This window comes from Streptomyces sp. H39-C1, assembly GCF_027158125.1.
Taxonomy (GTDB): domain Bacteria; phylum Actinomycetota; class Actinomycetes; order Streptomycetales; family Streptomycetaceae; genus Actinacidiphila; species Actinacidiphila fildesensis.
In genome coordinates, this window is record NZ_JAPVLS010000016.1 from 93,911 (window position 1) to 120,031 (window position 26,121).

Below are 26,121 nucleotides of genomic sequence, written 5' to 3' on the forward strand. Positions count from 1 at the left end.
GCAATGCGAGCAAAGGACTCTAGTTGACATTCTTCGCCCCCTCGGCGCCATCCACGTACGTGAAGTTTACCAACCCCGGTGATTCTGTGTCCGGCTACATTGAGGAGGTCTCAGAGCCGTTCCCTGTCCTCGAATTCAACAAGGACACCCCGAAGCTCGATTCCAAGGGCAACCCCGTGATGCAGGTGAGGGTGATCATGGCAACGGATCAAGACAAGGGTGAGGGTGATGACGGCGGCCGATCCCTCTACATCAGCGGATGGCGAATGCGGACAGCGATCGGGGATGCCATGAAGCGGGCTGGTGAAATGTCCGCCACTCCGCAGCCGGGGAGTTTCCTCAAGTTGACGTTCGCCAGGCTCGGCCAGGCTAGCCACGGGATGGCCCCGCCCAAGGTGTACGTCGCTGAGTACACCAAGCCGTCCAAGGCCGTTCAGGTCACATCGCCTGTCACGCAGGCCCAGGGGCCCAGGCAGCCCCCGACCCCGCCGCAGCCGGACGCCAACCTGTGGGGCGGCCCCCAGGAGTCGGCTGGCGCCGCACCCTGGTAGTTCCCGACCTATTTTTTTGGCGAATTACTTAAGCGTGTACACATCTAGTGGGGGCTGGCTGCCAAGCCGCATGCGGTACGCGGCAGCCAGCCCCGGGAGGGCCACGACTCATACTCACACTCACCCAGGCGCTGCATACGCGAGGCAACTCGGGTGAACCAATTCCCACGGTCTTCAAGGCACTCGACGCCATTGGCGTGACGTTCCGCCAGGGCCAACTTCATCTGATCGCCGCTGGACCAGGAACCGGAAAGAGTGCATTCGCGCTGAACCTGGCGCTGAAGAGCGGCGTGCCAACGATGTACTTCAGCGCCGACAGCGACGCATTCACTCAGTATGTTCGCGCGGCAGCGCATGTCACCGGCTGGACAACCAACGACGTCGAAGCTGCCATTCACAACAAGCAGACAACGACGATTGACTCTGCACTGGAGACCTACGGCAACATCCGATGGAACTTCGACGCATCACCGAGCATCGACGAGATTGAAGAATCGCTCAGGGCCTACGCCATGGTCTACGGATATCCGGCCATCACGATCATCGACAACGTGACCAATGTGGACGCCCCTGAGATGGGGGAAGGTCACGCCGGCCTCGATGAGCTCTGCGCTTTCTTCCACGATCTAGCACGTCAGACCGGTACCGCTGTGATCCTTCTGCACCATGTCACCGGCATCTACAACGACGGTATGAGCCCTATCCCGCTGTCGGGAATCAAGGGGCAAGTCGGACGAGTACCAGAAGTGATCCTGACGATGCATCGCGGCGGTACAGAGTACGAGGGCTACAGCCTTCGCGTATCCAACGTGAAGAACCGAGGGGGAAGGGCCGACGCTAGCGGTTTCACATTCGCCGAACTCGGCTGGATACCAGAGAGGATGCGGATCAATGGCTAACCCGAAACCCCGCAAACTGGCGAAACCCAACGGTGCTGCCGTGAAGGCGAGAGGGCGGAACTGGGAGAACGCAGTCGTCACTACCTGGAAGCGACTTGGACACCCAGACGCCAAGCGCAACGGAGCTATCTACGGAAGCAGAGACCGCGGCGACATCGGAGCTATCCCACTCACCTGTCAATGCAAAGCTGTGGATCGCGTACAACTTTGGAAGCATCTAGACGATGCGATAGAGCAAGCCAACAACAACGAAACCGGCGACGAAACCTGTGTCGTCTACAAGAGGCATGAAGCCTCGACCAGCAACGCAGCTTGGGTATTCCCTGGGTCATTCGCCGAGAGGCTACTGACAGCCTACTACGGACCGAAAGCGTGATCCCGCAAGTCAAGCCGCCCATCATCGATGTCATCCGGCACTACTTCCCCGACTGGCAGACCCCGCGAAGAGGCAGTGGATCGTGGCAGTCCTGCAAATGCCCGTCGCACGAGGACAGCAACGCCAGCGCCTCAATCAACATTGACGAGGGCGTTATCTACTGTCACGGATGTGACTTCAGTTTCGATAGCTGGGGCGTCATCATGGAAGAGGAGAAGATTGACTTTCCAGCCGCCATCGAAGCAGCGAATCGCCTTTTTGGATCAGGCAGCCACGACGTATCACCAGCAACTCGCAGCAGGAACTCCCGCCGCACTGCATTTGGAGAGCCGGGGCCTGACCTGGGACAGTGCTCGATACTTTCGGCTGGGATACGTCGGAAGCCCAATCTCGGGCCATGAGCGATATGCGGGAATGCTCGCGATCCCCTACATCAACATGCAAGGGGTCGTGGCGATCCGATATCGGTGCCTTGCCGGCCACGATTGCAAGGAACTCGGACACGGCAAGTACACACGTGAACCGGGTGATGAAGCCAAGATCTACAACATCAAAACACTCACCCTCAACGTGCGTCGTATCGCCGTCTGCGAAGGTGAAATCGACACCATGACTGCCTGGCAATGTGGCATACCCACTATCGGCGTAAGCGGAGCCCAAAACTGGAAACCCCTCTTTCACCGACACATCCGAGGCTACGAAGAGGTCGTCAATCTGGCTGATGGAGATGACGCCGGACTGAAATTGGCAGACACCATCATGGGGAAAAACGAACACGCCTCCCTCGCTCAGATGCCACAAGGATCGGACGTCAACAAGTACTACATAGACCATGGTGCTGAAGCACTCAAGACGAAAGCGAGGTTCTGAATGGGGAATTTCGCTCTGGGTGACTGGATCACCGTCAAGGACGCCACCAGTACCGAGCACATGCACTGCATCGGAAAATCGGGATGCCTTACCCGACGCTCCTTCACCGATGACACGGATCGCGCCTGGCGTGTTCGATTCACCGACGACAGCGAGCAGATCATCTACGAGAGTGAAATGGACCTGAATGATTGGACCCCGACCAAGGCGGCTTCGAAGTGTGGGAATGATGCTGTGAGACGCATTGTCCTGATCTCCGACCTACAGATGCCGCTGGAACACCAACGGGCAAACCGGTCTGTCATCAACTTCATCCACGACTACCAGCCCGACGAAGTCATCAATATCGGTGACATCACGGACTACACGTCGCCCTCTCGATGGTCCGCCGGCCGTCGCGCGGAGTACGGCATGACCGTCCGCCAGGAGGCCGACTACACCCGCAGGAAGCACCTTGATCCCCTGCGACAGGGCTACAGCGGACCGTACACGCTGCTGGGTTCGAACCACGGTGAGAGGCCCAGGAAGTACCTAGTGGAGAGAGCGCCAGCTCTCTACGACGATGAGGCATACCGAGAGGACAAGCTTCTCGACCTGGACGACTACGGCATCGCCTTCGAGCCGCTTCGGTACGACTTCGCGCCCGGCTGGGCTGCCATACACGGACACACACAAGGGATCAGCCTCTCCCGGCATGCGGGCGGAACGGCAATCAACGCTGCCCGGCGCCTTGATCGCAACGTTGTCATGGGCCACACCCACCGCGCAGGCATCGTCAACGAGAGCACTGGTTCCGGCGCCTCCAAGACGCTGACTGGGGTCGAGCTCGGTCACCTCATGGACATCCGAAAGGCCGAGTACCTAGGCGCTGCACGGTTCGCGAACTGGCAAATGTCGATCGGTCTGTTCTACGTCGACGGCAAGAACGTCACACCCCACCTTATTCCCGTACGCAGCAACGGATCATTCATCGCGGAGGGCGAATACTACAGTTGAGTTACATCGATCCAAACATCATCGAGACTGCACGTAAGGCAGCCGTCAAGCTCGCGCGCGAAAACAGCTACTGCGAAGCGGACGACATCGAGCAATTCATTCTGGTGACGTACTGGGAGAGCCGCGGAAGGTTCGCGGAGTATGCGCCCGAATCCCTGTACAGCGTCTTCCGGAACATCGGCTTGGAGCACTGCAAGGCGGAACGTCTCCACCACACCTACAACACAGCTCAGTGGATCTACACCCCCCGCGAAATACGCAACATCCTCAAACACGCCTACTACACCGAGGAGGGACGCGAGGTCATGCCCAACCGCAAGGACGACCTGATCAAGGTCGCCAATGACCGGAACAGCGTGGCCCTCAGCATCTGGGACATCGACGAATGCTTCCACGAACTCACCGCCAGCCATCAGTCCGCCATTGAGCGGGCGTACCTACACAACGTGATTCCCGAGCACGGTAGCGCCGACCAGAAACGCCTACAGCGAGCCATCGACCGCCTCACCGAGCGGCTGAATACGAAGGTCGATATCGACGGGAAAGAGCGCTCGCAGGTGCGTAACAGGATCCGTGGCGTATCTGCGAGTACTGCAATCGGCGGGACGAACAGCTCCTACTAAGGCCCTGCGAGCGGATTCGCCGGGTACGTCATCAACAACAAGGCAGGTAGCTAGTCCATGGACCCGAAGATCACTATCCGCCTCTCAATCAATGGCCTGCGTGAATATTTTGAACTCTACTCCTTGTTCCGCGTGATCTGCTTCGACTACTGCATAGAGGAGGAAGACGGATCTCAGACAGTAATCCTCATCAACCTCACCGCCGGCGAGTCCAGGCGCATCCGGAAGACGCTCAAGAAGATGGAACGTCAAACCCGTCGCAATCGAATTTGATTCTGAATCAGTAGCAGCATCACCCACAAGCTGAAGAGGGTAGAACTTGACGACTGACTCTATGCCGAACCCCGACGACTTCGCGGCCTACCTCAATGGGATCAGCGAGCGGATCAGTGACGCAGCTCGCGCCGAGTCGTACAAGCTCGCGGTCGGGGAAGCAATCCGAGTGATCAGCTATGCGGCAGAAGTACGCGAAGCCGCCGTAGCTGCCGGATTCTCGATGGAGCTGTCCGAGGAAATGGCAATGGACTTTTGGACGATCGCCAGCGGATTTGATTCGGAGTGACCCAGTCGAAAGAATTCCCTGCTCCGGGTGCCCACGGCTGGTATCCCGTTTCGGAAGCAGAAGAGTACACCGTAGATAGAACTGGGACGCGGATCTGTAGCTCTTGCGGTGAAGTACTCGGTAGCCTCGGATTGATAGGACGTTGACTTTACTGATCTAACCCTGACTCCCTCTAAGTCTCGCGGTCCTACCCTAGAGGATGCCGATAGGGAACTCGAAGATTGGATACTGCTTCAAGTAAAAGCTGCCCCTCGCCTAGGAGAGGGGCAGCTAGAGACTATCCGTAAACTCCTTGGCTAATGAGCCTTCTTGAACACGACCTCAATGAGTGTCGGGTCGAAGGCGGCTTTACGGGACCGTCCTTTGGGAATCGGGTGAACGATTACCGCCTGAAGGACGGTCCCTATTGCCAGGCCCTTCTGTGCCAGGTCGAACCGCTCCCAGTGCGCCTCTGTGAATCCGGCGAGAAAATTCTTTGCAGCTTGCTCTTGTATGAACTTGTCCCTGTCGGCCTCTGACTCCTTTATTTGGGAGTCGAGGTCGTCCTTGAAGTCCAAGTAGTCGTCGAGATCTATCCGCCCTGACTTGTAGCTGGCCTTGAGCACTTGCCTGCGAGCGATGAGTCTATCGAGCGTAGCTTTGCCATGCCAATCTTTGTGTTCTGGCTGGATATTTGAAAACTGCTCTTCGAGCGTCTTGATGACTATGGTGGAAACTATCTTGTCTATCTTGTCCATCCTCCGGCTTACTTTCCGGCATTCGGCGGCATTGCAAACGTAGTTTCCCCATTTATGGTTACCGTAGGGAGGGCGGCCCACCATGCCGTGCAGGCATCGATCCACTTTCGTTCTGCTCTCTAGTGCGGTTCCTGCCTCTGTCCTGCTCTCTGTGGTGGCCTCTGCGTTTTCCTCTTCTTTTATCGGTGACCCACATCGTAGAATTCCCGAGCTCAGATGCTTCCTCGCTACCTTCTTGGCTTTCGGTGGCCTCTTATCCGTTTTCGCATTGGGCCACTTCATTCTGCATATCTGTCGCCACTCTTCGGGTGTCGCGATGGTCTCCCACACGCCGACCACGGGCTCACCAGTCTTCGGATCAAGCACCAGTTCACCATTGAGGATTCGGTATCCACATATTGCTGGGTTCGTAAGCATGGCCGCGACTGTCGCAGATGCCCACTTGCCGCCGCGTACAGTGGAGATCTTTTCATTGATGAGCCAGACGGCAATGGTGTTCCATCCCTTTCCGCTCAGCTTCATGTCGATTGCCTTGCGAAGATGCGCCGACTCATACGGATCTAGTATTTCGTTCAGATCCCGCCCGAGCTTCGCGTCTTTGTCGAGCCATCCGAAGCGGCGCACGCCTCCCGTGTACTTGCCCTCGCTTGCCCGATCCCGCGTTGAGCGCTTGCTGCGCCTCCTGATCTTGCGGACCTCGGTCTCGCCTATAGAGGAAGACATGAGCCCACGTGTTTGCTCTACTTCGGCATACACATCGACGAGTTGGCGTTTGTCGGTGTAGTAGAGACAGCCCTCTTCGTCTACGGTGAGAGAGCGATAGAGGCGTAGGTAGTCCTCAGGAAGTCGGACGACGCGCTCTTCCTCGACAGCGATGATGCCTTTAATCGGGAAGCCATCTTCGGTCTGTCGTGCCCGAAGGTCGCGGATCATTTGCACGAACGCCGGTCGGGTGGTGTCCGGGTCCGCAGCGGTGATGTCGTTGTCCGTGTAGCGGTAGACGACAGCCCAACCGTGTTCCGCCGCTGCGGGGTCGCAGTGCAGCTCATGCTGTCGGGTGACGCCGAGTTCTTTCTTTCCGTTCCGCTGTAGGTCCCTGCTGATCCTGCCGTACGAGCAGACGGGGCAGCGGTCGCCGAGCCACTCCTCAAACGTCTGACCTGCGGCTAGGGCTGCCGCTAGGTCAGGGTGTATCTCCCACGTCGAGCTTGCGGGCATCAGTCCTCCGAACTACTGTGCTGTTTAGGAAGTATGACGACCACGCGCTGTTCGACGACTACACGGGCGTCGTGGTCGACGAGGAGGAGGGCCGCCGCATCGCGGAGGCGCTCGGGCCGCACAAGGCCGTCATCCTGCGCAACCACGGGCTGCTGACGGTCGGCGACTCGGTCGACGCGGCGGCGTGGTGGTTCATCACGATGGAGCGCTCCTGCCAGGTGCAGCTGACCGCCCGGGCGGCCGGGAAGCCGGTGCTGATCGACCACGAGAGCGCCGTCCACACCCGTGGCCAGCTGGGCAACGATCTCGTCGCCTGGATCAACTATCAGCCGCTCTACCAGCAGATCTCGCGCAGCGAGCCCGATCTCTTCGGCTAGCCGCGGGGCCGGCCGCGGTGGGACCGGGCGGGGATCCGGCCGGATTCGCCGGGAACTGAGTCGGATCCTTGCGGTCTACGTACCACCCGGTGAGAGAGTCGTACGTGAAGAATCGTTTCCATTCCTGGGGGGCGCGTACGACGGGAGAGGCGGGACAGCATGCTCCGAATCTGGCGGGAGACCGCGTCGCGCTATGCGCTGATGCCGCTGCGGATCTTCCTCGGCGTCACCTTCGTCTACGCGTCGCTCGACAAGCTCACCGGCTCCGTGTTCCTCACCGATTCCGCGCCGGGATCGCTGGTCGGCACCCTGCACGCGGTGCGTGACAGCGCGGCGATCCCGCAGATGGTCGATCTCGCGCTCAAGGCGCCGCACGCCTTCGGGTACGCCATCGCCTTCGGTGAGCTGGCCGTCGGCATCGGCATACTGATCGGCCTGTTCGGCCGCCTCGCCGCGCTCGGCGGCGCAGCGATCTCGCTCAGCCTGTGGCTGACGGTCAGCTGGGCCACCGATCCCTATTACTACGGCAACGACCTGGTGTACCTGATGGCCTGGCTGCCGCTGATCCTCGCCGGCACCCCGCTGCTGTCCGCCGACGGGCTCATCGCCTCACGCCGCCGGTCCGGTGTCGCCCCGCTGCCGCCGTCGGACCAGGCGGCTGATCACCGACGTCACCGCGGCGCAGGCCAGACCGCCCGCCGCTAGGGCCACCGTCAGCGGCCGGGAGGGATCCCAGCCGCCGGCGGCGTCCAGCAGGAACACCGCCGCGAGGCCCAGCAGTACCAGTCCCATCACGAGGGACGCGGGCTCGAATCCATGCCGTTTCACCGGACCACCCTCATCTGTCCCGCGCCCACCTCGACGTCGAGTTCGATCGTGCCGGTCGACGGGATGCCCGCGTCCGGTTCGAAGACCACCTGGCTGCGCGTGTCCGAACTGAGGTCCACACCGTGGTTGACCTTGCCCGGCAGCTGCACCTCGCCGAAGCCCATCTGGTAGTTGAGCCGCACGGTGGCGTTCCTCGGCAGCCGGACCTCGGCCCGGCCGGCGCCGACCTCCAGCTTGGTCGTGACGGTCTTCCCGCCGAGCGGCAGCGCGGTCAGATCGAGCAGGCCGTGTCCGGTGCCCTGCTCGTAGTGCGGCTGGAGGTCGGAGACGGCCACCGGGCGCCAGTCCGTCGTCGCCCACTCGGTGGTCATGCTCTTGGGAACCGCGGCGGCGCCCACCAGCAGCGCGATCGTCAGCACGGCCCAGAAGGCCGTACCGCCCCTTGCCCGGCCGGTCCAGGCGCTCAGGACGAAGGCCAGCCCGAAGACGGCCAGCGCGGACGCCAGCCCGATCTCCAGGGCCGTCCCGAGCGGGTGCCCGTGCCAGGCCGCCGCCGTACCGACCGCGCCCGCCATCAGCGCAACGAAGAACGCCAGCACGCCCAGCCAGGACGACTCCCGCCGGGCGGCGGACTTCCTGGCCCGCCAGGCCTTGCGGTCCTGCTCCTGGTACGGGCCGTCGTCCGGCCCCCACAGGTAGCCCGTGGAGCTGCTCACGCCGGCCGAGAAGTCCTTGGTCAGCGGATCGCGCCACCACGAAGGGGTCACGGGGCTCGGCGGCGCCTGCGCGGCCGGCGGGGCGTCGGCGGCCGGACCGGCCGCCACCGCGCTCGCCTCGCCGTCGAGCTGGGCCCGGCGGCGCTGCTGCGACCAGTAGACGGCGCCCACCACGGCCGCCAGCAGCAGGATCGAGAACCCCTGGTCGGTGCCGTTGCCGAGCATCGACGCGTACAGGCCGCAGCCGACCAGCGCGACGAGCACGGCGGTCAGCGCCGTCCCCTCGACCCGGCCGGACAGCAGTCGGTGCGCCTCGCTCTGGTCCTCGCCCTCCTGCGGGATGACCAGCCAGGCCATGCCGTAGACGATCAGGCCGATACCGCCGGTGAGCGACAGCACGGCGAGCACGATCCGGAAGATCACCGGATCGAGCTCGAAGTAGCGGCCCGCGCCGTCGCACACACCCGCGACCACCCGGCGGCGGCTGCGAACGATGCGGCGCCGGGCCGGGGGCTCCGGTGAGTCCGGAAGATCCGGGGTGGCGTCGGCCTCGGCCTCGAAGGCCGGCCTGCTGTCCTGCGTCATGCCTCCATGGTGGCGGCCGCGGGCACTCTCCGGCACCAGGTACAACCCTGGCCGATCCCTGAGCCGGCCCCCAGGGGCCGGGCTTCCGACCCATCACCCGGTCCGGGTGGGGCCTGGGGCACCCGGGCCCCTGGGCACCTGGCCACCCGGGCCCCTGGTCCCAGGGGGTCAGGGTGACCTCCGGGAGGAACCCTGATGCCCCGGGCGGCCCCGGCGTGTGACGATCGGGGTATGCCAGCCACCACCCCTGCTCCTGCGACGGGCGCGTCCTACCTAAAACCGCCCGACCCGGCGGACCCGCTGGCGCGCAAGCTCTACCGCAGCTCCGAGGGCCGGATGATCGGCGGAGTGGCGCGCGGGCTCGCCGGGCACCTCGGGCTGCCGGTGTCGTGGGTGCGTGTGGTGTTCGTGGTGCTCGCGACGTTCAACGGCCTCGGCATCCTGCTCTACGCGCTCTTCTGGTTCTTCGTGCCGCTCGGCGTCGGCGGGGTGAGCGAGGCCAAGGAGCCGCGCGACGCCAAGTCCTGGCTGGCCGGACGGCGGCCCGACAAGGGCCAGATCCTCGCGCTCATCGCGCTGTTCATCGGCCTCGGCGTCCTCGTCAGCAATCTGAACCTGGGCGCGGCCAACGCCGCGATCTGGCCGCTGCTCGTCATCGGCCTCGGCGTCGCCCTCGTCTGGCGGCAGGCCGACAACGCCCGCCGCAGCCGCTGGGTCGAGATGAGCCAGGGCAAACGGTTCTGGCCGATCGCCCGTGGCGCCGCCGGTGTGCTGCTGGTCGGGGCCGGGGTCACCGGCTTCCTCGTGGTGCGCAGTTCCGGCAGCCACCTCGGCGGCATCCTGCAGGCGGCGCTCGCCGTGCTGGTCGGGGTGGCACTGATCGCCGGGCCCTACCTCGTACGTCTGACCCAGGACCTGTCCGCCGAGCGGCTGATGCGTATCCGGGCCCAGGAGCGTGCCGAAGTCGCCGCGCACGTCCACGACTCCGTACTGCACACCCTCACCCTCATCCAACGCAACGCCGAGGACCCGCGCGAGGTCGCCCGCCTCGCCCGCGCCCAGGAGCGCGAGCTGCGGGCCTGGCTGTACCGGCCGGAGGGCACCGGCAAGGAGGACGAGCCGACGAACTTCGCCGACGCCGTACGCAAGGCCGCCGCCGAGGTGGAGGACGCCCACGGGGTGCCCGTCGAGGTGGTCTGCGTCGGTGACTGCCCGCTGGACGACAATCTGGTCGCACAGATGGCAGCCGCACGCGAGGCAATGGTGAACGCGGCCAAGTACGGTGGCGACGAGGCGGTTCAGGTGTACGCCGAGGTCGAGGAGCGCAAGGTCTTCGTGTCCGTACGGGACCGGGGGCCCGGATTCGACCTCGACCAGGTGCCGGACGACCGCATGGGCGTCCGGCAGTCGATCATCGGCCGGATGCAGCGGAACGGCGGCGAGGCGCGCCTGCGCAGCGCACCGGGCGGGGGCACGGAAGTGGAACTCGAAATGGAGAGGGTGGCGTCATGACTGAGGACCGACGCGTAAGGGTCGTGCTCGTCGACGACCACCGGATGTTCAGGACCGGTGTACAGGCCGAGATCGGCGAGACCGAACGAACGGGTGTCGAGGTCGTCGGCGAGGCCGCCGACGTGGACCAGGCCGTCACGGTCATCACCGCGACCCGTCCCGAGGTCGTCCTCCTGGACGTGCACCTCCCCGGCGGCGGCGGTGTCGAAGTGCTGCGGCGCTGCGCACCGCTCATGGGCGACGCGGAGCGGCCGGTCCGCTTCCTGGCGCTGTCGGTCTCCGACGCCGCCGACGACGTCATCGGCGTCATCCGCGGCGGCGCGCGTGGCTACGTCACCAAGACCATCACCGGGCCGGATCTCGTGTCGTCCATCTTCCGGGTCTCCGACGGCGACGCCGTCTTCTCCCCGCGGCTGGCCGGCTTCGTCCTCGACGCCTTCGCCTCGACGGACGCCCCGCCGGTCGACGAGGACCTGGACCGCCTCACCCAGCGGGAACGGGAAGTGCTGCGGCTCATCGCGCGCGGCTACGCGTACAAGGAGATCGCCAAGCAGCTCTTCATCTCGGTGAAGACGGTCGAGTCCCATGTCTCGGCGGTGCTCAGAAAGCTGCAGCTCTCCAACCGGCACGAGCTGACGCGGTGGGCGACGGCACGGCGCCTGGTCTGAGGGCCGGCGGGTCCGAGGCCGTCGGGTTCAACGGCCTCGGCGCGGACGCGGCCCTACGGCTCAGGCGGCCGGGGCCGGGTCCGCGAGGCCGTCGATGACCAGGTCGGAGAGCCGGACCTGGTACCAAGACGGTCTGGCTGGTGCTGTCGGCCCAGTTCTCGGCCCATGGGAAGAACGGTTTCCGCGCACCCCAGGCTGATCCGCCGTCAGAACCACCCGAGCGGCCGGTGGTACGGGACGAACGCGCCCACGCCGCGCCGCCCCACCTGCCGCACCTGACCCCGAGCAGCGTTCGCAGGGGCCGTACTCACGACGGGCGGCTCGCGCCCGCGAAGGGCATTTCGTTGATCGGGGCGATGCGGATCGGGGCGCCCGGGTGGGGGGCGTGGATCATTTGGCCGTTGCCGATGTAGAGGCCGACGTGGCTGATGCCGGAGTAGAAGAACACCAGGTCGCCGGGTTGGAGTTGGGACTCGGAGACGCGTTGGCCGGCGTTGATCTGGGTGTACGTGGTGCGGGGGAGCGAGACGCCCGCGGCCTTCCAGGCGGCCTGGGTGAGGCCGGAGCAGTCGTAGGAGGACGGTCCGGTGGCGCCCCAGACGTACGGGAGGCCGAGGGCGCTGTAGGCGAAGGCGACGGCCTGGGCGGCGCGGGCGGAGGGTGCCTGGACGGCGCCGGGGGCGATCGGGACGCGGTCGGTGGAGCGGTCGGCGTGCTGAGTGCCGGATGTCGTCCCGGTGTCGTCGCCGCCGTCGTCCACACTGGCCCGCTGGGCGGCCGTGAGGCGGTCCAGGAGGACCTGGGCGTCGTGCAGCTTGGTCTCGATGGTGCGCTTGTGCTCCGCGAGCTTCGTCTGGGCGTCGCTGAGGGCGGCGAGTTTGGCGTCCGCCGCGTCGTGCGTCGTGGTGATCTCCCGCTGCTGCTCGCCGAGGGTGCGCAGGATGTCGGCCTCCCGGCCGCTCACCTGGTCGATGAGGGCGGCACGTTCGAGATATGTGTCGGGGGTGGAGTCCAGGGCGAGCTGCATGGCCGGGTCGATGCCGCCCGAGCGGTACTGCGCGGCGGCGATGGCGCCGATCTGGTCGCGGGTGGCGTTGAACCGGGCGGTCTTGCGGGCCATCTCGTCCTGGAGCCTGCCCACGTCGGCGCGGGCGGTGTCGGCCGCCTCCTTGGCGCCGTTGTACTGCTCGGTGGCCTGTTCCGCCTGCTCGTACAGGGCGTCGACCCGGGTCTTGACCTCGCCGACGCTGAGCTGCGGGTCGGCGTGGCCGGTCTCGCCGAAGGCGCTGACCGACGCGGCTCCCGCCATGGCGAGGGTGGCCGCGGTTCGTGCGGTGGTTCCGGTGAGTGAGCGCTGCTTGGGCTTTCTGTGCGACGCCACGCGGCCGTCACTCCTTTGTGCCTAGCTGGTGCCCGCCTGCTGAGACCTCGATCCGGCGGCGTCCGCACGGGGAAGCGGAACACCGCCGGATCTTCGGCGGGGGTGGCCGTGCCGTCGGGTCCGACGGCAGTGGGGTTCGGCCACCTGGAGGAGGACGCTAAACCTGGGGGGTACGGAGGAGTACGGCGTAGAGCAGGTCTGGTCCCAATCGGCCGTTGGGTGATCGTCATTGATCAGTGTTCGACGGGTGACATGGCCACTTGCAGAACGGCCTTGACCGATGGGGCAGTTGTCACTCCGTGGGCGACTCGTCCCTGCTATGGGGCGTGGCCGATCTCCGCGGCCTGCGCGGCCACAGAGCCGTTCCGACCGCGTACGCCGCGGCGCACACGGCGGACACCGCGACCGCCGGGCCCCAGGCACTGCCGTCGGAGGGGGCGAACGCGGCGAAGAGGACCAGGCCGCTCGCGCCGTACGCGGTCAGCGGGATGTGGCGCGAGCGCAGCTGGCGGATGCCCGCCGGGCCGGCGGCGCAGGCGTCGACGATGAGGAGATAGGTCAGCAGCAGGGCCGTGACGCACGACGCCAGCCAGACGGGCGGCGCGCTGAACGCGGCGAGGACGACGCAGCCGACGGCGAAGACCGTGTTGCGGTGCTGGGACAGCAGCGCGGCTTTACGGGCCGAGTACTGGACCGGGCGCCGGACGAGCGGCGGGGCCGCCCACCAGGCCAGCACGACCGCGGCGAGCGGCGTCAGTACGTCGCCCATCGTGGGGGAGCCGGTGACGGCCGGATCGCAGGCCGCGAGCGCCAGTGCGACGCCGAGGCCGCGCACCGGCCGGACCGGGACCTGGGGGAGGGTCATGGCGGAGGACGGGGACGAGGACACCGTGGCGGGTTCCGGGGACAGGAAGGGAGTCATCGGGTCCTGCCCTGGATTCGGGTGCGGAGCAACGGTGCGAGGGCGAGGTCGAGGCTCTTGCCGGCCGACTGGGCGACGACCGGGATGCCGCGTTCCCGCAGCGCGAACCGCATCGCCGCCCGGTCGGCGAGCCAGAGCCGCCGGGCCAGGTGTCCGACGGTGTCGCCGGGCGCGATGTACGGGGCGCCGGTCGGGATCTCGATGACGACGAGAGGGTTGCCGCGTTGCGCGAGATCGCCCAGCACTTCGAGGATCCGCTCGTCGGCGAGCTGGGTGATCGCGTAGACGAGGGCGCCGCGGGGCAGCGCGGGCGGCGGCAGGCGCTGGAGGGCGGGGACGGAGTAGCCGAGGTCCTTGCGGACCTCCAGCACGCTCTCGACGATCCGGTAGAAGTAGCCCCCGCCGGAGCCCGGTTGCAGCCAGCGCAGCGTGCCGCCGATCGACACCAGGCCGACCCGGTCGTGGCTGCGCAGATAGGCGCGGGTGAGGCCGGCCGCGGCGCGCACCGTCTCGTCGAGTCCTGAGGCCCTGGTCGCGGGGTCGATGAAGTCGACGAGCGCGTCGACCAGCACGACGGTGTCGGCGGTGCGTTCGGCGGCGAACTGGTTGATCTGGATGCTGCCGCGCCGGGTGGTCGAGGGCCAGTGGATGCGCCGCTGCCGTTCGCCCCAGATGTGCGGGCGCACCCCGACGACCTCGATGCCGTCGCCGTTCTGCCGGGCGGTGTGCTCGCCGAGGCGGTCCGGCAGCCGGACCGGGATGGGGGTGAGAGAGGCCTGGGTGGGCACCGGGAAGACCTGGATCTCACCGAGTTCGGCCCGCACGGTGCGACGGGCGAGCCCGCCGGTGTCGTAGACGTCCACATCGACGGTGCCCAGGCTCCAGCGACCCCAGCGGCGGGCGGTGAGGGCGAGTTCGACGACGGGGCCGGCCACGGCGAGCGAGGTCAGCTCGACGCCCGGCCCGAGGGTGATGCCCGGGTCGATCCAGCCCGCGGCGCCGTCGAAGTCCAGCCGGATGCGGACGGCGATGTCCTCGTTCTCGAAGCAGCGGCCCGGCCCGGTCTCGACGGCGGCGCTCAGCCGGCTCGGCCGGCCGGACGTCAGCACAGCTCCCCCCACCGCTCCCGGCCCGGCGAGTACGAGCAGGACGACCGGGCCCGCGGCCAGCGCCAGCAGCCACGCGTGGCCGGTGAGGAGCGCGGCGGCGGCCGCCACGGCGGCCACCGTGAGCAGCCGCAGGGCGCGCTCGCCGGCCCGCCAGCCGGGCGGCGGCGGGGACGGCGGTTCGGCCGGTTCCGCCGCCTCGCCGGCGGTGGCGTCCGGGGAGCCGCCCAGTGCCCGCGCGATGTGCGTGGGGACCGCGACCGGGCGGGCTGCGGGCCGGCCCGGCGGCTGTCGGTCCGCGGTCACGGCCGCGCTGCCGGGCGCCGGAACGCGCCGGGCCTGTCCTCGGCGCCGTCGGAGCGCTTGTCCTCGGGCAGGGTCTGCGGCGCCGGTACGGACCGCGCGAGTTCGGCGATGACGTCGTCGGCGTTGATCTGCCGCACCCACAACTCGGGCCGCAGCGTGACGCGGTGCGCGAGGGCCGGGACGACCAGCGCCTTCACGTCCTCCGGGGTGACGTAGTCGCGGCCGTCGAGCACCGCGCGGGCGCGGGCCAGCTGTACGAGCGCGAGTCCGCCGCGCGGCGAGGCGCCGACCTGGATCTGCGGATGGGCACGGGTCGCGCCGATGAGGGCGACGACGTACGCGATCAGATCGTCGTCCACCTCGACGCTCTCCAGGCTGGAGCGCATGGCGAGCACCTCGGCGGGCGTGCTGAGGGTGTTCAGTACGGCTTCGGGGGCGGCCCGGTCGAGCCGGATGCGGAGCATCGACGCCTCGTCGCGGGGCGGCAGGTAACCCATCCTGACCCGCAGCAGGAAGCGGTCCAACTGGGCCTCAGGCAGGCTGTACGTGCCCTCGTACTCGATCGGGTTGGCGGTGGCGATGACCACGAACGGCTCGGGCAGCCGCCGGGTGACGCCGTCGACCGAGACCTGCGCCTCGGCCATCGCCTCCAGCAGCGCCGCCTGGGTCTTGGGGGGTGTGCGGTTGATCTCGTCGGCGAGCAGCAGATGGGTGAAGAGCGGTCCTGGCCGGAAGACCATCTCGCCGCTGCGCTGGTCGTAGAAGGGCGCTCCGGACACGTCGGAGGGCAGCAGGTCGGGGGTGAACTGGACCCGGCGGAAGTCGAGTCCGAGCGCGGTGGCGAAGGAGCGGGCGAGCAGGGTCTTGCCGAGTCCCGGCAGGTCCTCGATGAGGATGTGGCCGCCGGCGAGGACGCCGAGCATGACCAGTTCGAGGGAGTCGGGCTTGCCGACCACGGCGCGTTCGATCTCGGTGAGCACCTGGCGGGCGCGTTCTCCGGCCTCGCGCGGCGTCAGGGCGGCCGGGGACGCGGCGGCGGACCGAGCGGCGGATGCCTGAGCAGGAACCTTGGTGGCGGGGGCCGGGGCGGAAGTGGCCTGGGCGGAACTGGGCTGAGCGGAAGGGGCCTGGGCGGAACTGGGCTGAGCGGCGGGCTGGGCCGGCTGAATGGTCGTCACGGTGCTCCTGGGAGGACGTTCGGCGGTTCAGTGGTTCCGAGGGGGTCGGCGGTCACCGTCACAGCTCGTCGAGGCGGTCGACGACGGCCCGCAGGACCTGTGCCGGGATGGTGCCCTCCGGGGCGGGCCGGTGGGGATCGATCCAGGGCCACAGCTCGGGGCCGACGACGGCGGCGGCCCGGTCGGGCTGGGCGCGCAGCGAGATCCCGTGCCGTTCGGCGAGCCGGGCCGCGTACAGGCGTTGGAGGCCGGGTCTCAGGGTGTGGGTGAAACCGTCCTCGGACGACATCCCCTGGGCGACCGCACGGCCCCAGTCGCCCAGCCGGGGTGTTCTGCTGCCCAGCAGCCGGACCGGTCTGCGGTAGCCGTGGTCCTGGGAGTCGAAGCCCGTCGCGTAGCGGGCGGTGAGCAGGGCGACCGCCGCGATGAGCACGGCGCCGGTGCCGGCCGCGGCGAATCCGCCGGCCAGGGCGAGGGCGGCCTCGGTGCCGGCCGCGACCGTGCCGAGCACGAGCAGCGTGTGGCGCGTGGAGCCGGGGGTCACCGGTCGCCCGCCGGGGCCCGGTCGCCGGTGGTCGCTACTCCTACGGCTGGCACGGCCTCCGGGGCTTCCACGGCGGCCAGTTGGGCCGCGATCGTGTCGAGGGCGGTGCCGGCCCGCCGCAGATGGCCGTCGTCCATCGGGTGGCTGGAGTACCGCGCCTCGCGGAAGAGCTGGGTCAGGTCCCCGGCCGCGGTCCCGGTCAGCGTCCCGCCGGCGACCGCGCGGTGCAGCAGGTCCGTCGGGCTGTCGGATTCGAGCCGGGCGATCCCTGACCGGGCGAGGGTGGTCTCCATCGCCGCGTAGCAGGCGATCACCGCGGCACGGGCGTCCTCACCGTGCAGGGCCCGGCGGCCGGAGTCGACGGCGCCGGCCAGCGCGCTCTCGGCGCTGTCCGGGTTGCCGGGGATCAGTTGGAGGCCGGGTCCGGCCTTGCCCGCCAGGTACCAGCGCAGCCAGCGGACGAGCGCGACGACGACCACGACCGCGGCCAGTACCGCTCCGACGACGAGCAGCAGATGGAACAGATCGAAGGACGATCCGGCGGTCGCCTGCCCGGTGGAGGACGGCGGCTGTGTCGGTGCCTCGGTGACGGGCGGCCCGCTCGCCGTCTCCGTGGGGAGGCTCTGGTCGGTCCGCGGCTCCGTGCCGGCCGGGCTGCTCCGGTGGCTCAGCAGCACGGCGACGGGCACCACCGCGGTGGCGGCGGTCAGCAGCAGGAGCGCCGCGTCCTTGAGCCGTTCGGCCACCGGGTCCGGGCTGTCGATGTGCTGCACGGCCCGGCGGTAGCGCGCGGCGAGCAGCGCGCCGCCCACCACGCACGCCAGGGCCAGCAGCAGCAGATACCCGCCGTGGTACGAGAGCGGGCCCGAGCCGTCCGGCGGATCGAGCACCGACCGGCCGCCACCCGCTCGCAGCGCACCGGCCGCGAGGACCAGACCGCCGATCGCGGCGGTGGCGAGCAGGAGGACCGGCCGACCGGTGATCCGGGCCAAGGTGTCAGGCGAGTCGCACAGCGCCGGCGAACGGCATCCAGCTCATCTTGCCGACCTCGACGACACCACCGGGGTGCGGGGCGTGCACGATCTCGCCGTTGCCCAGGTAGATGGCCACGTGGCTGATGCCGGAGTAGAAGAACACCAGGTCGCCGGGGCGCAGCTCGGACTGCGAGACGCGCGTGCCGTCGTTGATCTGGGTGTACGTGGTGCGGCTGATGCTGATGCCGGCCGAGCGGTACGCGGCCTGGGTCAGTCCCGAGCAGTCGTACGAGTTCGGGCCGGTGGCGCCGGAGACGTACGGCTTGCCGCGCGCGGCGAGGGCGAAGGCGATGGCCTGCGCGGCGCGGCCGCTGGCGGGGCCGTTGTACGTGTAGGACGCGCTGTTGGCGCTGCCGGACTGCTGGGTGTCCAGCGCGGCGACCTTCTTGCGGTCCTCGGCGGTGAGGCTGGTCAGCAGCTTCTGCGCGTCGGCGAGCTTGGCCGCGGCGGTCTTCTTCTCGGCGGCCAGCTTGGTCTGCGCGGCGGCCAGGTCCGCGACGCTCGCGGCGGCCTTGGCGCGCTCGGTCGTCGCGGCCGTCTGCTGGGTGCGGAATTCCTTGATGGCCTCTTCCTGCGTGGCCGACACACGGTCCACGAGGTGGGACTGCTCAAGGTACTTCTCCGGGTTGTCGGAGAGCAGCAGGGCGGTGGTCTGGTCGACGCCGCCTTCGCGGTACTGGGCGGCGGCGAACTGGCCCAGGGTCTCCCGCGCGTCGTTCAGCTTCTGGGTCTTCTTCGCGACCTCGGCGAGCAGCAGATCGGCCTTCGCGCGCTGCTGGTCGGTCTTCTCCTTCGCCGCGTTGACGTGCTCCGTGGCGGCTTCGGCCTTTTCGCGGAGGTCGTCGACCTGCGCCTTGACCTCGGTGATGGAGGGCTTCGCGGGCGCGGCGCTCGCGGACTCGCTCAGCAGAGTCACAGTGGCCAGCGCCACCGTCGTCAGGCCCACCACGGCACGCGGGCCGGTGGAGGCGAGTATTCGCGGGCGCGGTTTGCGGTGCGACGCCAAGGCAGACATTCCTTCCGTGGACCGCTTACCGGGTTAGCTGACGGGTTCGGGCGATGGAAGGCCGCCCTACGGTGCTCGCGTCCGTTGTGCGGACGTTCGCCCCGATTCACCCCAAGTCGTGCGCGTGGGTCCCCGGTTCCGGCCTTGCGGTCGGATTCAGCGGAGGCAGCTCGCCGTCGGCACTGCGCCGGCTTGTGGAACGAGCTGCCTAGCGGGCCACCGTAGTCAACTTGAGTGACTCTTGGGAAGTTTCCATCAGAAGGTGAGCGAAATCGCTTCGTTACCTTACCTATTGTGACCGTCCGTCCGAATGGCGGGCCGACAGCCGGGACCTGTCGGTCCGTCTGTCGATCCGTGACATTCGGGACGGGGGACTCAGGAAGGGCGGGAAGCGCCGTAAACCGGCATTTGGGTGATCGGTGCGATCTTGACGACCGTGCCGGTGTGCGGGGCGTGGATCATGTTGCCGCCGCCTATGTAGAGGCCGACATGGCTGATGTCGTCGTAGAAGAAGATCAGGTCGCCGGGCCGCAGGTCCGACATCGAGACGCGCTCGCCGGCCTTCACCTGGTCCCAGGTGGTGCGCGGCAGGGAGACGCCGGCCGCCTTCCAGGCCGCTTGGGTGAGCCCTGAGCAGTCGTACGAGTTCGGACCCGTCGCGCCCCACACGTACGGCTTGCCGATCGCGTTGCGGGCGAAGGCGATGGCCTTCTCCGCCTGCGACGCGGTGCTGTGCGAACCGGTTCCGCCGGTCCCCGGCGTCGTCCCGGAGCCGGTCTTCGCGGCCTCCTTGGCGGCGGCGTCCCGTGCGGCCTTCTCCTTCGCGGCGATCGCCGCGGCGCGCTTGCGGTCCTCCTCCGCCTTCTTGGCCGCCAGCGCCGCCAGCCGCGCCTTCTCCTGCGTGGTGAGGGTGTTGAGGAGGGTCTGCGCCGCCGCGAGCTTCTCCTTGACGGTCTCCTTCTCCGTCGCCAGCTTCGTCCGCGACGCGTTCAGCGCGTCGAGGCCCTTCACGGCCTCGGAGCGCTTCTGCGTCGTCGTGGCCTGCTGGGTGCGGAAGTTCTCGACGGCTTCCTTCTGGTTGCTGGTCATCCGCTTCATCTGGTGCGTCTGGTCGAAGAACTGCTGCGGATCGGCGGAGAGCAGGAACGTACTCGTCGTGTCGACGCCGCCGCTGCGGTACTGGGCGGCCGCGTACTGGCCCAGGACGCGCCGCGCGTCGTTGAGCGACTCGGTCCGCTGCGCGACCTGGCTCAGCAGCGCCTCGACCTTGGAGCTCTGCTGGTCGGCCTGCTCCTTCGCGCCGTTGTAGCGCTCGGTGGCGACCTCGGCGTCGTGGTTGAGCGCGTCGACCTTCGCCTGGACCTCTTCGATGGAGGGCGGCTGCGGCTGCGCGGGTGCCGCGCTCGCGGTCTCGCCGAGCAGGGTGACGGTGGCCAGTGCCGCCGCCGTGAGACCGACGGCCGCGCGGGGGCCGGTCGTGGTGAGCAGGCCGGCGCGTATGCCGGGGCGGGGTTTGCGGTGCGACGCCAAGGCGGGAAGTCCTTCCGTAAACCGCTTACCGGGTTAGCTGTCGGGTTCGGGCTGTCGGAAGGTCGCCCTACGGTTCGTGCGGAACGTCCTCTGCGGAACATCCGTGCGGACCGATTCACCCCAGTGGTTCCAGTGGGTCCCCGGCTGCGGCCTCTCGGCCGCACTCAGCGGAGACGGTCCGTGACGGCGTGTTGCCGAGGTGGAGGACGGACCGCCTGGCCGGCACGGTAGCCAACTCTCGTGTCCGGTGGGAAGACCGGTGTCCGATAGGCCCGAAACCATTTCGTGATCTGTGCGCAGCGGTCGGATCCGGTCGCGGAGAGTGACGACTCTTTCAGGATCGGTCCACGTCCGGACGGACTCCGCCAAGCGGAGTGTGAGGTGTCAGTGGGGGCGCCTAGACTCGGGAAGCGATGAGCAGCCTCTTTGACGACAGCTTCCTGGCCGACCTCCAGGCCCCCGACCACGCGTCGGAATCCGTCCCGCCGCCCCCGGAGCACGGGTCCGCGCACCGGCCGGACGATGCCGCGGACGACCTCTTCGGCGGGCGCTTCAACGAGCCCCCGCAGGGTGGCCGGGACGCGTACTACCGGGACGGGGCCGCCCGCCCCGTCGTCGACCCCGCGCAGCTCCTGGAGGGGCTGAACGAGCAGCAGCGCGCCGCCGTCGTGCACGCGGGCGGGCCGCTGCTCATCGTCGCGGGCGCCGGATCCGGCAAGACGCGGGTGCTGACGCACCGCATCGCGCATCTGCTGGGTACCCGCGGGGCGCACCCGGGCGAGATCCTCGCGATCACGTTCACCAACAAGGCCGCGGGCGAGATGAAGGAACGCGTCGGCGACCTCGTCGGCGCGCGCGCCAACGCGATGTGGGTCATGACCTTCCACAGCGCGTGCGTGCGGATCCTGCGCCGCGAGAGCAAGAAGCTCGGCTTCACCTCCAGCTTCTCGATCTACGACGCCGCTGACTCCAAGCGGCTCATGGCGCTCGTCTGCCGGGACCTGGACCTCGACCCCAAGCAGTTCCCGCCGAAGGCGTTCAGCGCGAAGGTCTCGAACCTCAAGAACGAGCTGATCGACGAGGAGGACTACGCCCGGCAGGCGGAGAACCCCTTCGAGAAGCACGTCGCCGAGGCGTACGCGCTCTACCAGGCGAGGCTGCGCGAGGCCAACGCCCTGGACTTCGACGACATCATCATGACCACGGTGCACCTGCTCCAGGCGTTCCCCGACGTCGCCGAGCACTACCGGCGCCGGTTCCGCCACGTCCTCGTGGACGAGTACCAGGACACCAACCACGCCCAGTACACGCTGGTCCGCGAGCTGGTCGGCACCGGCGAGCACACCGCCGAGCTGTGCGTGGTGGGTGACGCGGACCAGAGCATCTACGCCTTCCGCGGTGCCACCATCCGCAACATCCTGCAGTTCGAAGAGGACTACCCGCAGGCGACGACGATCCTGCTGGAGCAGAACTACCGCTCCACGCAGACGATCCTCACGGCCGCCAACGCCGTCATCGAGCGCAACGCCGGCCGCCGCGCCAAGAACCTGTGGACCGACGCTGGCGACGGCCCGATCATCACCGGCTACGTCGCCGACCACGAGCACGACGAGGCGCAGTACATCGCCGAGGAGATCGACCGGCTGACGGACGCGGGCGACTCCCGCCCCGGTGACGTCGCCGTCTTCTACCGGACCAACGCCCAGTCCCGTGTCTTCGAAGAGGTCTTCATCCGCGTCGGGCTGCCGTACAAGGTCGTCGGCGGGGTGCGCTTCTACGAGCGCAAGGAGGTCCGCGACATCCTCGCGTACCTGCGCGTGCTGTCGAACCCCGAGGACACCGTCCCGCTCCGCCGGATCCTGAACGTGCCCAAGCGCGGTATCGGCGACCGGGCCGAGGCGATGATCGACGCCCTGTCGCTGCGCGAGAAGATCTCCTTCTCGCAGGCGCTGCGCCGGGTCGACGAGGCGTACGGCATGGCCGCCCGCTCCTCCAACGCGGTCAGGAAGTTCAACGAGCTGCTGGAGGAGCTGCGCACCATTGTCGAGTCGGGTGCCGGTCCCGCGACCGTCCTCGAAGCGGTGATGGAGCGCACGGGCTATCTGGCGGAGCTCCAGGCCTCCACGGACCCGCAGGACGAGACCCGTATCGAGAACCTTCAGGAACTCGCCGCCGTGGCCCTGGAGTTCGAGCAGGAGCGGGCCGCCGCCGAGGACGCGGAGCCCGGCACCCTCTCCGGGTTCCTGGAGCGCGTCGCGCTGGTCGCCGACTCGGACCAGATCCCGGACGACGAGGAGGGGGGCGGCGTCATAACGCTGATGACGCTGCACACCGCCAAGGGCCTCGAGTTCCCGGTGGTCTTCCTCACCGGCATGGAGGACGGGGTCTTCCCGCACATGCGGGCCCTGGGCCAGGCCAAGGAGCTGGAGGAGGAGCGGCGACTGGCGTACGTCGGCATCACACGGGCGCGCGAGCGGCTGTACGTGACGCGGTCGACGATGCGCAGTGCGTGGGGCCAGCCCTCGTACAACCCGGCCTCGCGCTTCCTGGAGGAGATCCCGCCCACGCTGATCGACTGGAAGCGGACCGGCCCGGTGGCCGCGCCGGGGGCCGCGATGTCGGCCGCCGCGTCGTCGCTGTCGTCCTCGCGCGCCAAGGCGGGCCCGAAGGGCTTCGCGACCCGGCGTGCCACGGACCGGCCGGTGATCGCGCTGACGGTCGGGGACCGGGTCACGCACGACCAGTTCGGCCTCGGAACCGTCGTCGGGGTCAGCGGTACCGGGTCCGACGCGCAGGCGACGGTCGACTTCGGCGAGGAGAAGCCGAAACGGCTGCTGCTGCGGTACGCGCCGGTCGAGAAGCTCTGACGGGGGGCCTCGCGCGCCTCCGGCGAGGGCCGGAGGCGGGTCGGGTGAGTGCGGTCAGCGGGGGTCGAGCCCGTGGGCCAGCAGCCACGGCAGCGGGTCGATCGGCGTACCGCCGTGCGGCCGGACCTCGAGGTGCAGGTGCGGGCCGGTGGTGTTGCCGGTGTTGCCCGAGTACGCGATGACCTGGCCGGCCTTGACCGAGCCGGAGCGGATCTTGGTGCTGCTGAGGTGGCAGTACCAGGTCTCGGTGCCGTCGGCGGCGGTCACTATGGCCATGTTGCCGTAGGAGCTGTTCCACTGCGTGCGGATGGTGCCGTCGGTCACGGACGACACGGGAGTGCCGGTGTCGACCGGGAAGTCGATGCCGGTGTGCAGCGCCATCCAGTTGACGCCGGACTGGCCGTAGTACGCGCTCAGTCCGCGCTCCGACACCGGCAGCAGGAACTTCGGCCGCAGGGCCTCCTTGCGCGCCGCCGCGTCGGCCTTCGCCTTCTTCGCTGCGGCCTCGCGGTCCTTGAGGTCGATCCGCTCCTGCGTACGGCTGGCGCGGGTCGCGAAGTCGTCCGCGTCGGAGGTGACTCCGGCGAGCTGCGTGTCGAGCTTCGAGACGGGCGCGTTCGTGGCGGTCTTGCCGGAGGCCTCGGTCTGCGTCGTCGCATGGGCGCCGGGCACGTCGCTGATGGCCGCGGCGGCACAGGCCGCCACACCCATGACCGCGACGGACGGCACCGCGATGGTCAGGAGCGCGGAGCGCTTCGCGGGCCGCTTGCGGCGGCAGCCGCTCCCGCCGCCGCGCGGGGCCGCCGGGACGTGGACCACATCGGTCTCGGTCTCGGACTCGGACCCGGTCTCGGACCCGGTCTCGGACCCGGTCTCGGCGTCGAGGTCGAGTGCGGGGTCCAGGTCGTGATCGAGGTGGAGGTCGGCGTCGGGTCCGGACTCGTGCGCGGGCGCCGTTTCCGGCTCGTACGCGAACTGAGTGGTGTAGTCGGCGCCGTACCCGTTCTCGTACTCGTTCCCGTTCCCGTAGTGCGGTGCTTCGGCCGACGGGCCGGCGTATCCGGGTACGGGCTCCGGTGCGTAGGTGTGCTCGACGGGCGCGGCCTGCGCGGGCACGGTGTAGACGCCGGTGTCCCAGGACATCGCGTCGTAGGTGCCGGTCGGGTAGCTGCCGGTGTCCTGACCAGGGGCGTTGTAGCCGTACGCCGGGTACTGGCCGGAGTCCCAGTTCTGCTGCGGCTGCTGCTGTTCCTGCTGGTGGAACTGCGGCTGCGGCTGGGCCGGGACGTGGGGCTGCTGCTGGGACTGCTCGGGGTACGTGGGGTAGCTGCCGGTCTGGGCCTGCCAGAAGCCGCTCGCGTCGTAGCTGCCCGTCTCGGAGACGGACGCGTCGTAGCCGTGCTGCGCCGGCTGCGGGACGAACGCATAGCTGCCCGTGGCGCCCGTGTCCGCGGTGCCGGTCATCGCTCCGAAGAGCGGATCGCCGTCCGCGAAGGTGGTGCCGATGTTCTGGTACGAGCCCGTTGAATAAGGGTCGTAGCCGTAAGCACCGTAGTCGGGGGCGTACCCCGACGGGTGACGATCGTTCACCGCCTACTTCTCTTTCGCCTCGGCAGCAGGAGAATTAGCGGTGACTGTAGCCCCCTACCCCCGACGGCGACAATCTTCGGCAGGCTCCGGATCCGGACAATGCCTTGTGTTCGAATTGAATTCGACGGCTATGCCGCGTTCTCGGCCCCCACCGCGAGCTCCTCGCCGGTCAGGGACTGCCGGATTCCGGCGGCCACGGCGGCGTGCACCGGCAGTGCGAGATGCCCGATTCCCGCGACTTGCACATTGTGTACCAGCAGGTCGGGATGGTCGATGCGGGCGGTTTCCACCGGGATCATCAATTGGTCCAGGTCGCTCCAGAAGGCGACGAAATGCGTGCGGCAACCGGGGGCCGGTTCCGTCAATTCGTTCATGAGATCGGAACCGGGGCGCATTTGCCGCACGATCGGGTGCGGCGTCAGCAGCGGGACGGCGCGGGTGCCGGAGTGCGGCGTTCCCAGCGTCACCACCGTGCGTACCCGGCTGTCACCACCGAGACGCTGTACGTAATAGCGGGCGATCAGACCGCCCAGGCTGTGGCCGACGATGTCCACCTGCCGCTGCCCGGTCTGTTCGCAGATCTGCTCGACATGACGGCCGAGCAACGCGGCGGCCGTACGGATGTCGCAGCTCAGCGGGGAGTAATTCAGAGCCTGGACGTGCGTCCAGCCGTGCTTTCGCAGGGAGCGGCGGAGAAGGGTGAATACCGAACGATTATCGACGAAGCCGTGCAGCAGCAGAACGGGAGGGTGTGCGGCCGCGACGGCCCGCAGTCGTGCCGTACCGGAATCCGCGTCCGTTTCCGTGTACGAGCCGCTGTGCGAGTCCGTGTGGGGGTCGTGGTCCGGGTCGGCGGAGGGGCCGGTGCCGGCGTCGGGCCGGTCGCGCTCGGGGAGGATGCCGGTCGGATAGAGGAAGAGATGGCCGGTCAGGATGACGAGCTCGAGAACCGCGGCGCGAATGGCCACCGCGCTGCGCAGCCAGCGGCCCGTGGCGACGGTTCCGAACGACAGGGCGCTCATGGCCCACCTCCCGTGCGGCACGACGGGAGACAGCTCCGTCCCCCGTGTGCCCTAGTCCGGAGAGCCGTACAGCGGACCCCGGCTCCCCGGGAACCCATCGGGCCCGCTGGCCACCTC

General features: G+C 68.1%; 23 protein-coding genes, 2 pseudogenes and 2 riboswitches. Of the genes and pseudogenes, 13 read left to right on the top strand and 12 right to left on the bottom strand.

The window, feature by feature from the left end; genetic code table 11:
• The first annotated feature begins 23 nt into the window (after positions 1-23).
• The 8 genes and pseudogenes from O3W51_RS13640 to O3W51_RS13670 all read left to right on the top strand — a co-directional run bounded on the left by O3W51_RS13640 (position 24) and on the right by O3W51_RS13670 (position 4,877).
• Complete coding sequence (locus O3W51_RS13640; RefSeq protein ID WP_269271812.1) at positions 24-551, top strand: hypothetical protein; 528 nt, start codon at positions 24-26, stop codon at positions 549-551.
• 47 nt (positions 552-598) lie between these two features.
• Complete coding sequence (locus tag O3W51_RS13645) at positions 599-1,450, top strand: DnaB-like helicase C-terminal domain-containing protein (RefSeq protein WP_269271813.1); 852 nt, start codon at positions 599-601, stop codon at positions 1,448-1,450.
• 372 nt (positions 1,451-1,822) lie between these two features.
• Positions 1,823-2,020 (top strand): annotated as a pseudogene (locus tag O3W51_RS48825) (CHC2 zinc finger domain-containing protein); the annotation flags it as partial.
• Between the two features lie 25 nt (positions 2,021-2,045).
• Positions 2,046-2,696, top strand: a complete 651-nt coding sequence (locus tag O3W51_RS13650) for a toprim domain-containing protein (protein ID WP_269271814.1) — start codon at positions 2,046-2,048, stop codon at positions 2,694-2,696.
• The gene (locus O3W51_RS13655) at positions 2,697-3,692 is read left to right on the top strand and encodes a hypothetical protein (RefSeq protein ID WP_269271815.1); all 996 of its coding nucleotides are present in this window, start codon (positions 2,697-2,699) and stop codon (positions 3,690-3,692) included.
• On the top strand, positions 3,689-4,315 hold the full coding sequence (locus O3W51_RS13660; RefSeq protein ID WP_269271816.1) for a hypothetical protein: 627 nt from the start codon (positions 3,689-3,691) through the stop codon (positions 4,313-4,315). Before O3W51_RS13655 ends, O3W51_RS13660 begins: the two co-directional genes overlap by 4 nt.
• 57 nt (positions 4,316-4,372) lie before the next feature.
• Positions 4,373-4,588, top strand: coding sequence for a hypothetical protein (locus O3W51_RS13665; protein ID WP_269271817.1), 216 nt, complete (start codon positions 4,373-4,375; stop codon positions 4,586-4,588).
• Between the two features lie 61 nt (positions 4,589-4,649).
• Positions 4,650-4,877 (top strand): hypothetical protein, encoded by a 228-nt coding sequence (locus tag O3W51_RS13670; RefSeq protein ID WP_269271818.1) that lies wholly within the window; start codon positions 4,650-4,652, stop codon positions 4,875-4,877.
• Positions 4,878-5,173: 296 nt separating this feature from the next.
• Here O3W51_RS13670 and O3W51_RS13675 read toward each other — a convergent pair whose 3' ends face one another.
• Positions 5,174-6,832, bottom strand: a complete 1,659-nt coding sequence (locus tag O3W51_RS13675; RefSeq protein ID WP_269271819.1) for a recombinase family protein — start codon at positions 6,830-6,832, stop codon at positions 5,174-5,176.
• 32 nt (positions 6,833-6,864) lie between these two features.
• Here O3W51_RS13675 and O3W51_RS13680 point away from each other — a divergent pair.
• Both O3W51_RS13680 and O3W51_RS13685 read left to right on the top strand, forming a co-directional pair.
• A pseudogene (locus tag O3W51_RS13680) lies at positions 6,865-7,209 on the top strand (class II aldolase/adducin family protein); the annotation flags it as partial.
• A gap of 159 nt (positions 7,210-7,368) precedes the next feature.
• Entirely contained in the window at positions 7,369-7,914 is a 546-nt protein-coding gene (locus O3W51_RS13685; protein WP_138352963.1) for a DoxX family protein, read from the top strand.
• 119 nt (positions 7,915-8,033) lie between these two features.
• On the opposite strand, the gene O3W51_RS13690 is transcribed toward O3W51_RS13685, so the two are convergent.
• Positions 8,034-9,338, bottom strand: coding sequence for a PspC domain-containing protein (locus O3W51_RS13690; RefSeq protein ID WP_138352964.1), 1,305 nt, complete (start codon positions 9,336-9,338; stop codon positions 8,034-8,036).
• A gap of 231 nt (positions 9,339-9,569) precedes the next feature.
• Here O3W51_RS13690 and O3W51_RS13695 point away from each other — a divergent pair, with 231 nt between their 5' ends.
• Positions 9,570-10,850 carry an ATP-binding protein gene (locus tag O3W51_RS13695; protein ID WP_138352965.1) on the top strand — a complete coding sequence of 427 codons (1,281 nt, stop codon included), beginning with the start codon at positions 9,570-9,572 and terminating at the stop codon, positions 10,848-10,850.
• Positions 10,847-11,518, top strand: coding sequence for a LuxR C-terminal-related transcriptional regulator (locus O3W51_RS13700; RefSeq protein WP_138352966.1), 672 nt, complete (start codon positions 10,847-10,849; stop codon positions 11,516-11,518). The genes O3W51_RS13695 and O3W51_RS13700 overlap by 4 nt, the downstream gene beginning before the upstream one ends.
• A 307-nt stretch (positions 11,519-11,825) precedes the next feature.
• On the opposite strand, the gene O3W51_RS13705 is transcribed toward O3W51_RS13700, so the two are convergent.
• From O3W51_RS13705 to O3W51_RS13740, 8 genes are all read right to left on the bottom strand, one after another.
• Positions 11,826-12,899, bottom strand: coding sequence for a C40 family peptidase (locus O3W51_RS13705; RefSeq protein ID WP_269285930.1), 1,074 nt, complete (start codon positions 12,897-12,899; stop codon positions 11,826-11,828).
• 292 nt (positions 12,900-13,191) lie between these two features.
• Positions 13,192-13,821 carry a hypothetical protein gene (locus O3W51_RS13710; RefSeq protein WP_138352968.1) on the bottom strand — a complete coding sequence of 210 codons (630 nt, stop codon included), beginning with the start codon at positions 13,819-13,821 and terminating at the stop codon, positions 13,192-13,194.
• Complete coding sequence (locus O3W51_RS13715; protein ID WP_307811175.1) at positions 13,818-15,233, bottom strand: DUF58 domain-containing protein; 1,416 nt, start codon at positions 15,231-15,233, stop codon at positions 13,818-13,820. Before O3W51_RS13715 ends, O3W51_RS13710 begins: the two co-directional genes overlap by 4 nt.
• Positions 15,230-16,249: an AAA family ATPase gene (locus tag O3W51_RS13720; protein WP_138352998.1), complete on the bottom strand. Its 1,020-nt coding sequence runs from the start codon at positions 16,247-16,249 to the stop codon at positions 15,230-15,232. The genes O3W51_RS13715 and O3W51_RS13720 overlap by 4 nt, the downstream gene beginning before the upstream one ends.
• A 220-nt stretch (positions 16,250-16,469) precedes the next feature.
• Entirely contained in the window at positions 16,470-16,955 is a 486-nt protein-coding gene (locus tag O3W51_RS13725) for a hypothetical protein (RefSeq protein WP_138352969.1), read from the bottom strand.
• Positions 16,952-17,947: a DUF4129 domain-containing protein gene (locus tag O3W51_RS13730; RefSeq protein WP_138352970.1), complete on the bottom strand. Its 996-nt coding sequence runs from the start codon at positions 17,945-17,947 to the stop codon at positions 16,952-16,954. The genes O3W51_RS13725 and O3W51_RS13730 overlap by 4 nt, the downstream gene beginning before the upstream one ends.
• Before the next feature lie 4 nt (positions 17,948-17,951).
• Entirely contained in the window at positions 17,952-19,004 is a 1,053-nt protein-coding gene (locus O3W51_RS13735; RefSeq protein WP_306664929.1) for a C40 family peptidase, read from the bottom strand.
• A riboswitch (cyclic di-AMP (ydaO/yuaA leader) is annotated at positions 19,003-19,167 on the bottom strand. Its footprint overlaps the gene before it by 2 nt.
• A gap of 203 nt (positions 19,168-19,370) precedes the next feature.
• Positions 19,371-20,525, bottom strand: a complete 1,155-nt coding sequence (locus O3W51_RS13740; protein WP_138352972.1) for a C40 family peptidase — start codon at positions 20,523-20,525, stop codon at positions 19,371-19,373.
• Positions 20,526-20,531: 6 nt separating this feature from the next.
• A riboswitch (cyclic di-AMP (ydaO/yuaA leader) is annotated at positions 20,532-20,705 on the bottom strand.
• A gap of 233 nt (positions 20,706-20,938) precedes the next feature.
• Here O3W51_RS13740 and pcrA point away from each other — a divergent pair.
• The gene (gene pcrA, locus O3W51_RS13745; protein WP_138352973.1) at positions 20,939-23,392 is read left to right on the top strand and encodes a DNA helicase PcrA; all 2,454 of its coding nucleotides are present in this window, start codon (positions 20,939-20,941) and stop codon (positions 23,390-23,392) included.
• 54 nt (positions 23,393-23,446) lie between these two features.
• On the opposite strand, the gene O3W51_RS13750 is transcribed toward pcrA, so the two are convergent.
• A complete protein-coding gene (locus tag O3W51_RS13750; RefSeq protein ID WP_198357072.1) occupies positions 23,447-24,982 on the bottom strand; it encodes a M23 family metallopeptidase in 1,536 nt (511 codons plus the stop codon).
• Between the two features lie 128 nt (positions 24,983-25,110).
• Positions 25,111-26,004: an esterase/lipase family protein gene (locus O3W51_RS13755; RefSeq protein WP_269285937.1), complete on the bottom strand. Its 894-nt coding sequence runs from the start codon at positions 26,002-26,004 to the stop codon at positions 25,111-25,113.
• Positions 26,005-26,121: the final 117 nt, after the last annotated feature.

Coding starts and splice junctions, on each gene's coding strand:
- O3W51_RS13655 (WP_269271815.1), top strand. CDS start 2,697: ATGGGGAATTTCGCTCTGGGTGACTGGATCACCGTCAAGGACGCCACC.
- O3W51_RS13665 (WP_269271817.1), top strand. CDS start 4,373: ATGGACCCGAAGATCACTATCCGCCTCTCAATCAATGGCCTGCGTGAA.
- O3W51_RS13670 (WP_269271818.1), top strand. CDS start 4,650: ATGCCGAACCCCGACGACTTCGCGGCCTACCTCAATGGGATCAGCGAG.
- O3W51_RS13675 (WP_269271819.1), bottom strand. CDS start 6,832: ATGCCCGCAAGCTCGACGTGGGAGATACACCCTGACCTAGCGGCAGCC.
- O3W51_RS13685 (WP_138352963.1), top strand. CDS start 7,369: ATGCTCCGAATCTGGCGGGAGACCGCGTCGCGCTATGCGCTGATGCCG.
- O3W51_RS13690 (WP_138352964.1), bottom strand. CDS start 9,338: ATGACGCAGGACAGCAGGCCGGCCTTCGAGGCCGAGGCCGACGCCACC.
- O3W51_RS13695 (WP_138352965.1), top strand. CDS start 9,570: ATGCCAGCCACCACCCCTGCTCCTGCGACGGGCGCGTCCTACCTAAAA.
- O3W51_RS13700 (WP_138352966.1), top strand. CDS start 10,847: ATGACTGAGGACCGACGCGTAAGGGTCGTGCTCGTCGACGACCACCGG.
- O3W51_RS13710 (WP_138352968.1), bottom strand. CDS start 13,821: ATGACTCCCTTCCTGTCCCCGGAACCCGCCACGGTGTCCTCGTCCCCG.
- O3W51_RS13735 (WP_306664929.1), bottom strand. CDS start 19,004: ATGTCTGCCTTGGCGTCGCACCGCAAACCGCGCCCGCGAATACTCGCC.
- pcrA (WP_138352973.1), top strand. CDS start 20,939: ATGAGCAGCCTCTTTGACGACAGCTTCCTGGCCGACCTCCAGGCCCCC.
- O3W51_RS13755 (WP_269285937.1), bottom strand. CDS start 26,004: ATGAGCGCCCTGTCGTTCGGAACCGTCGCCACGGGCCGCTGGCTGCGC.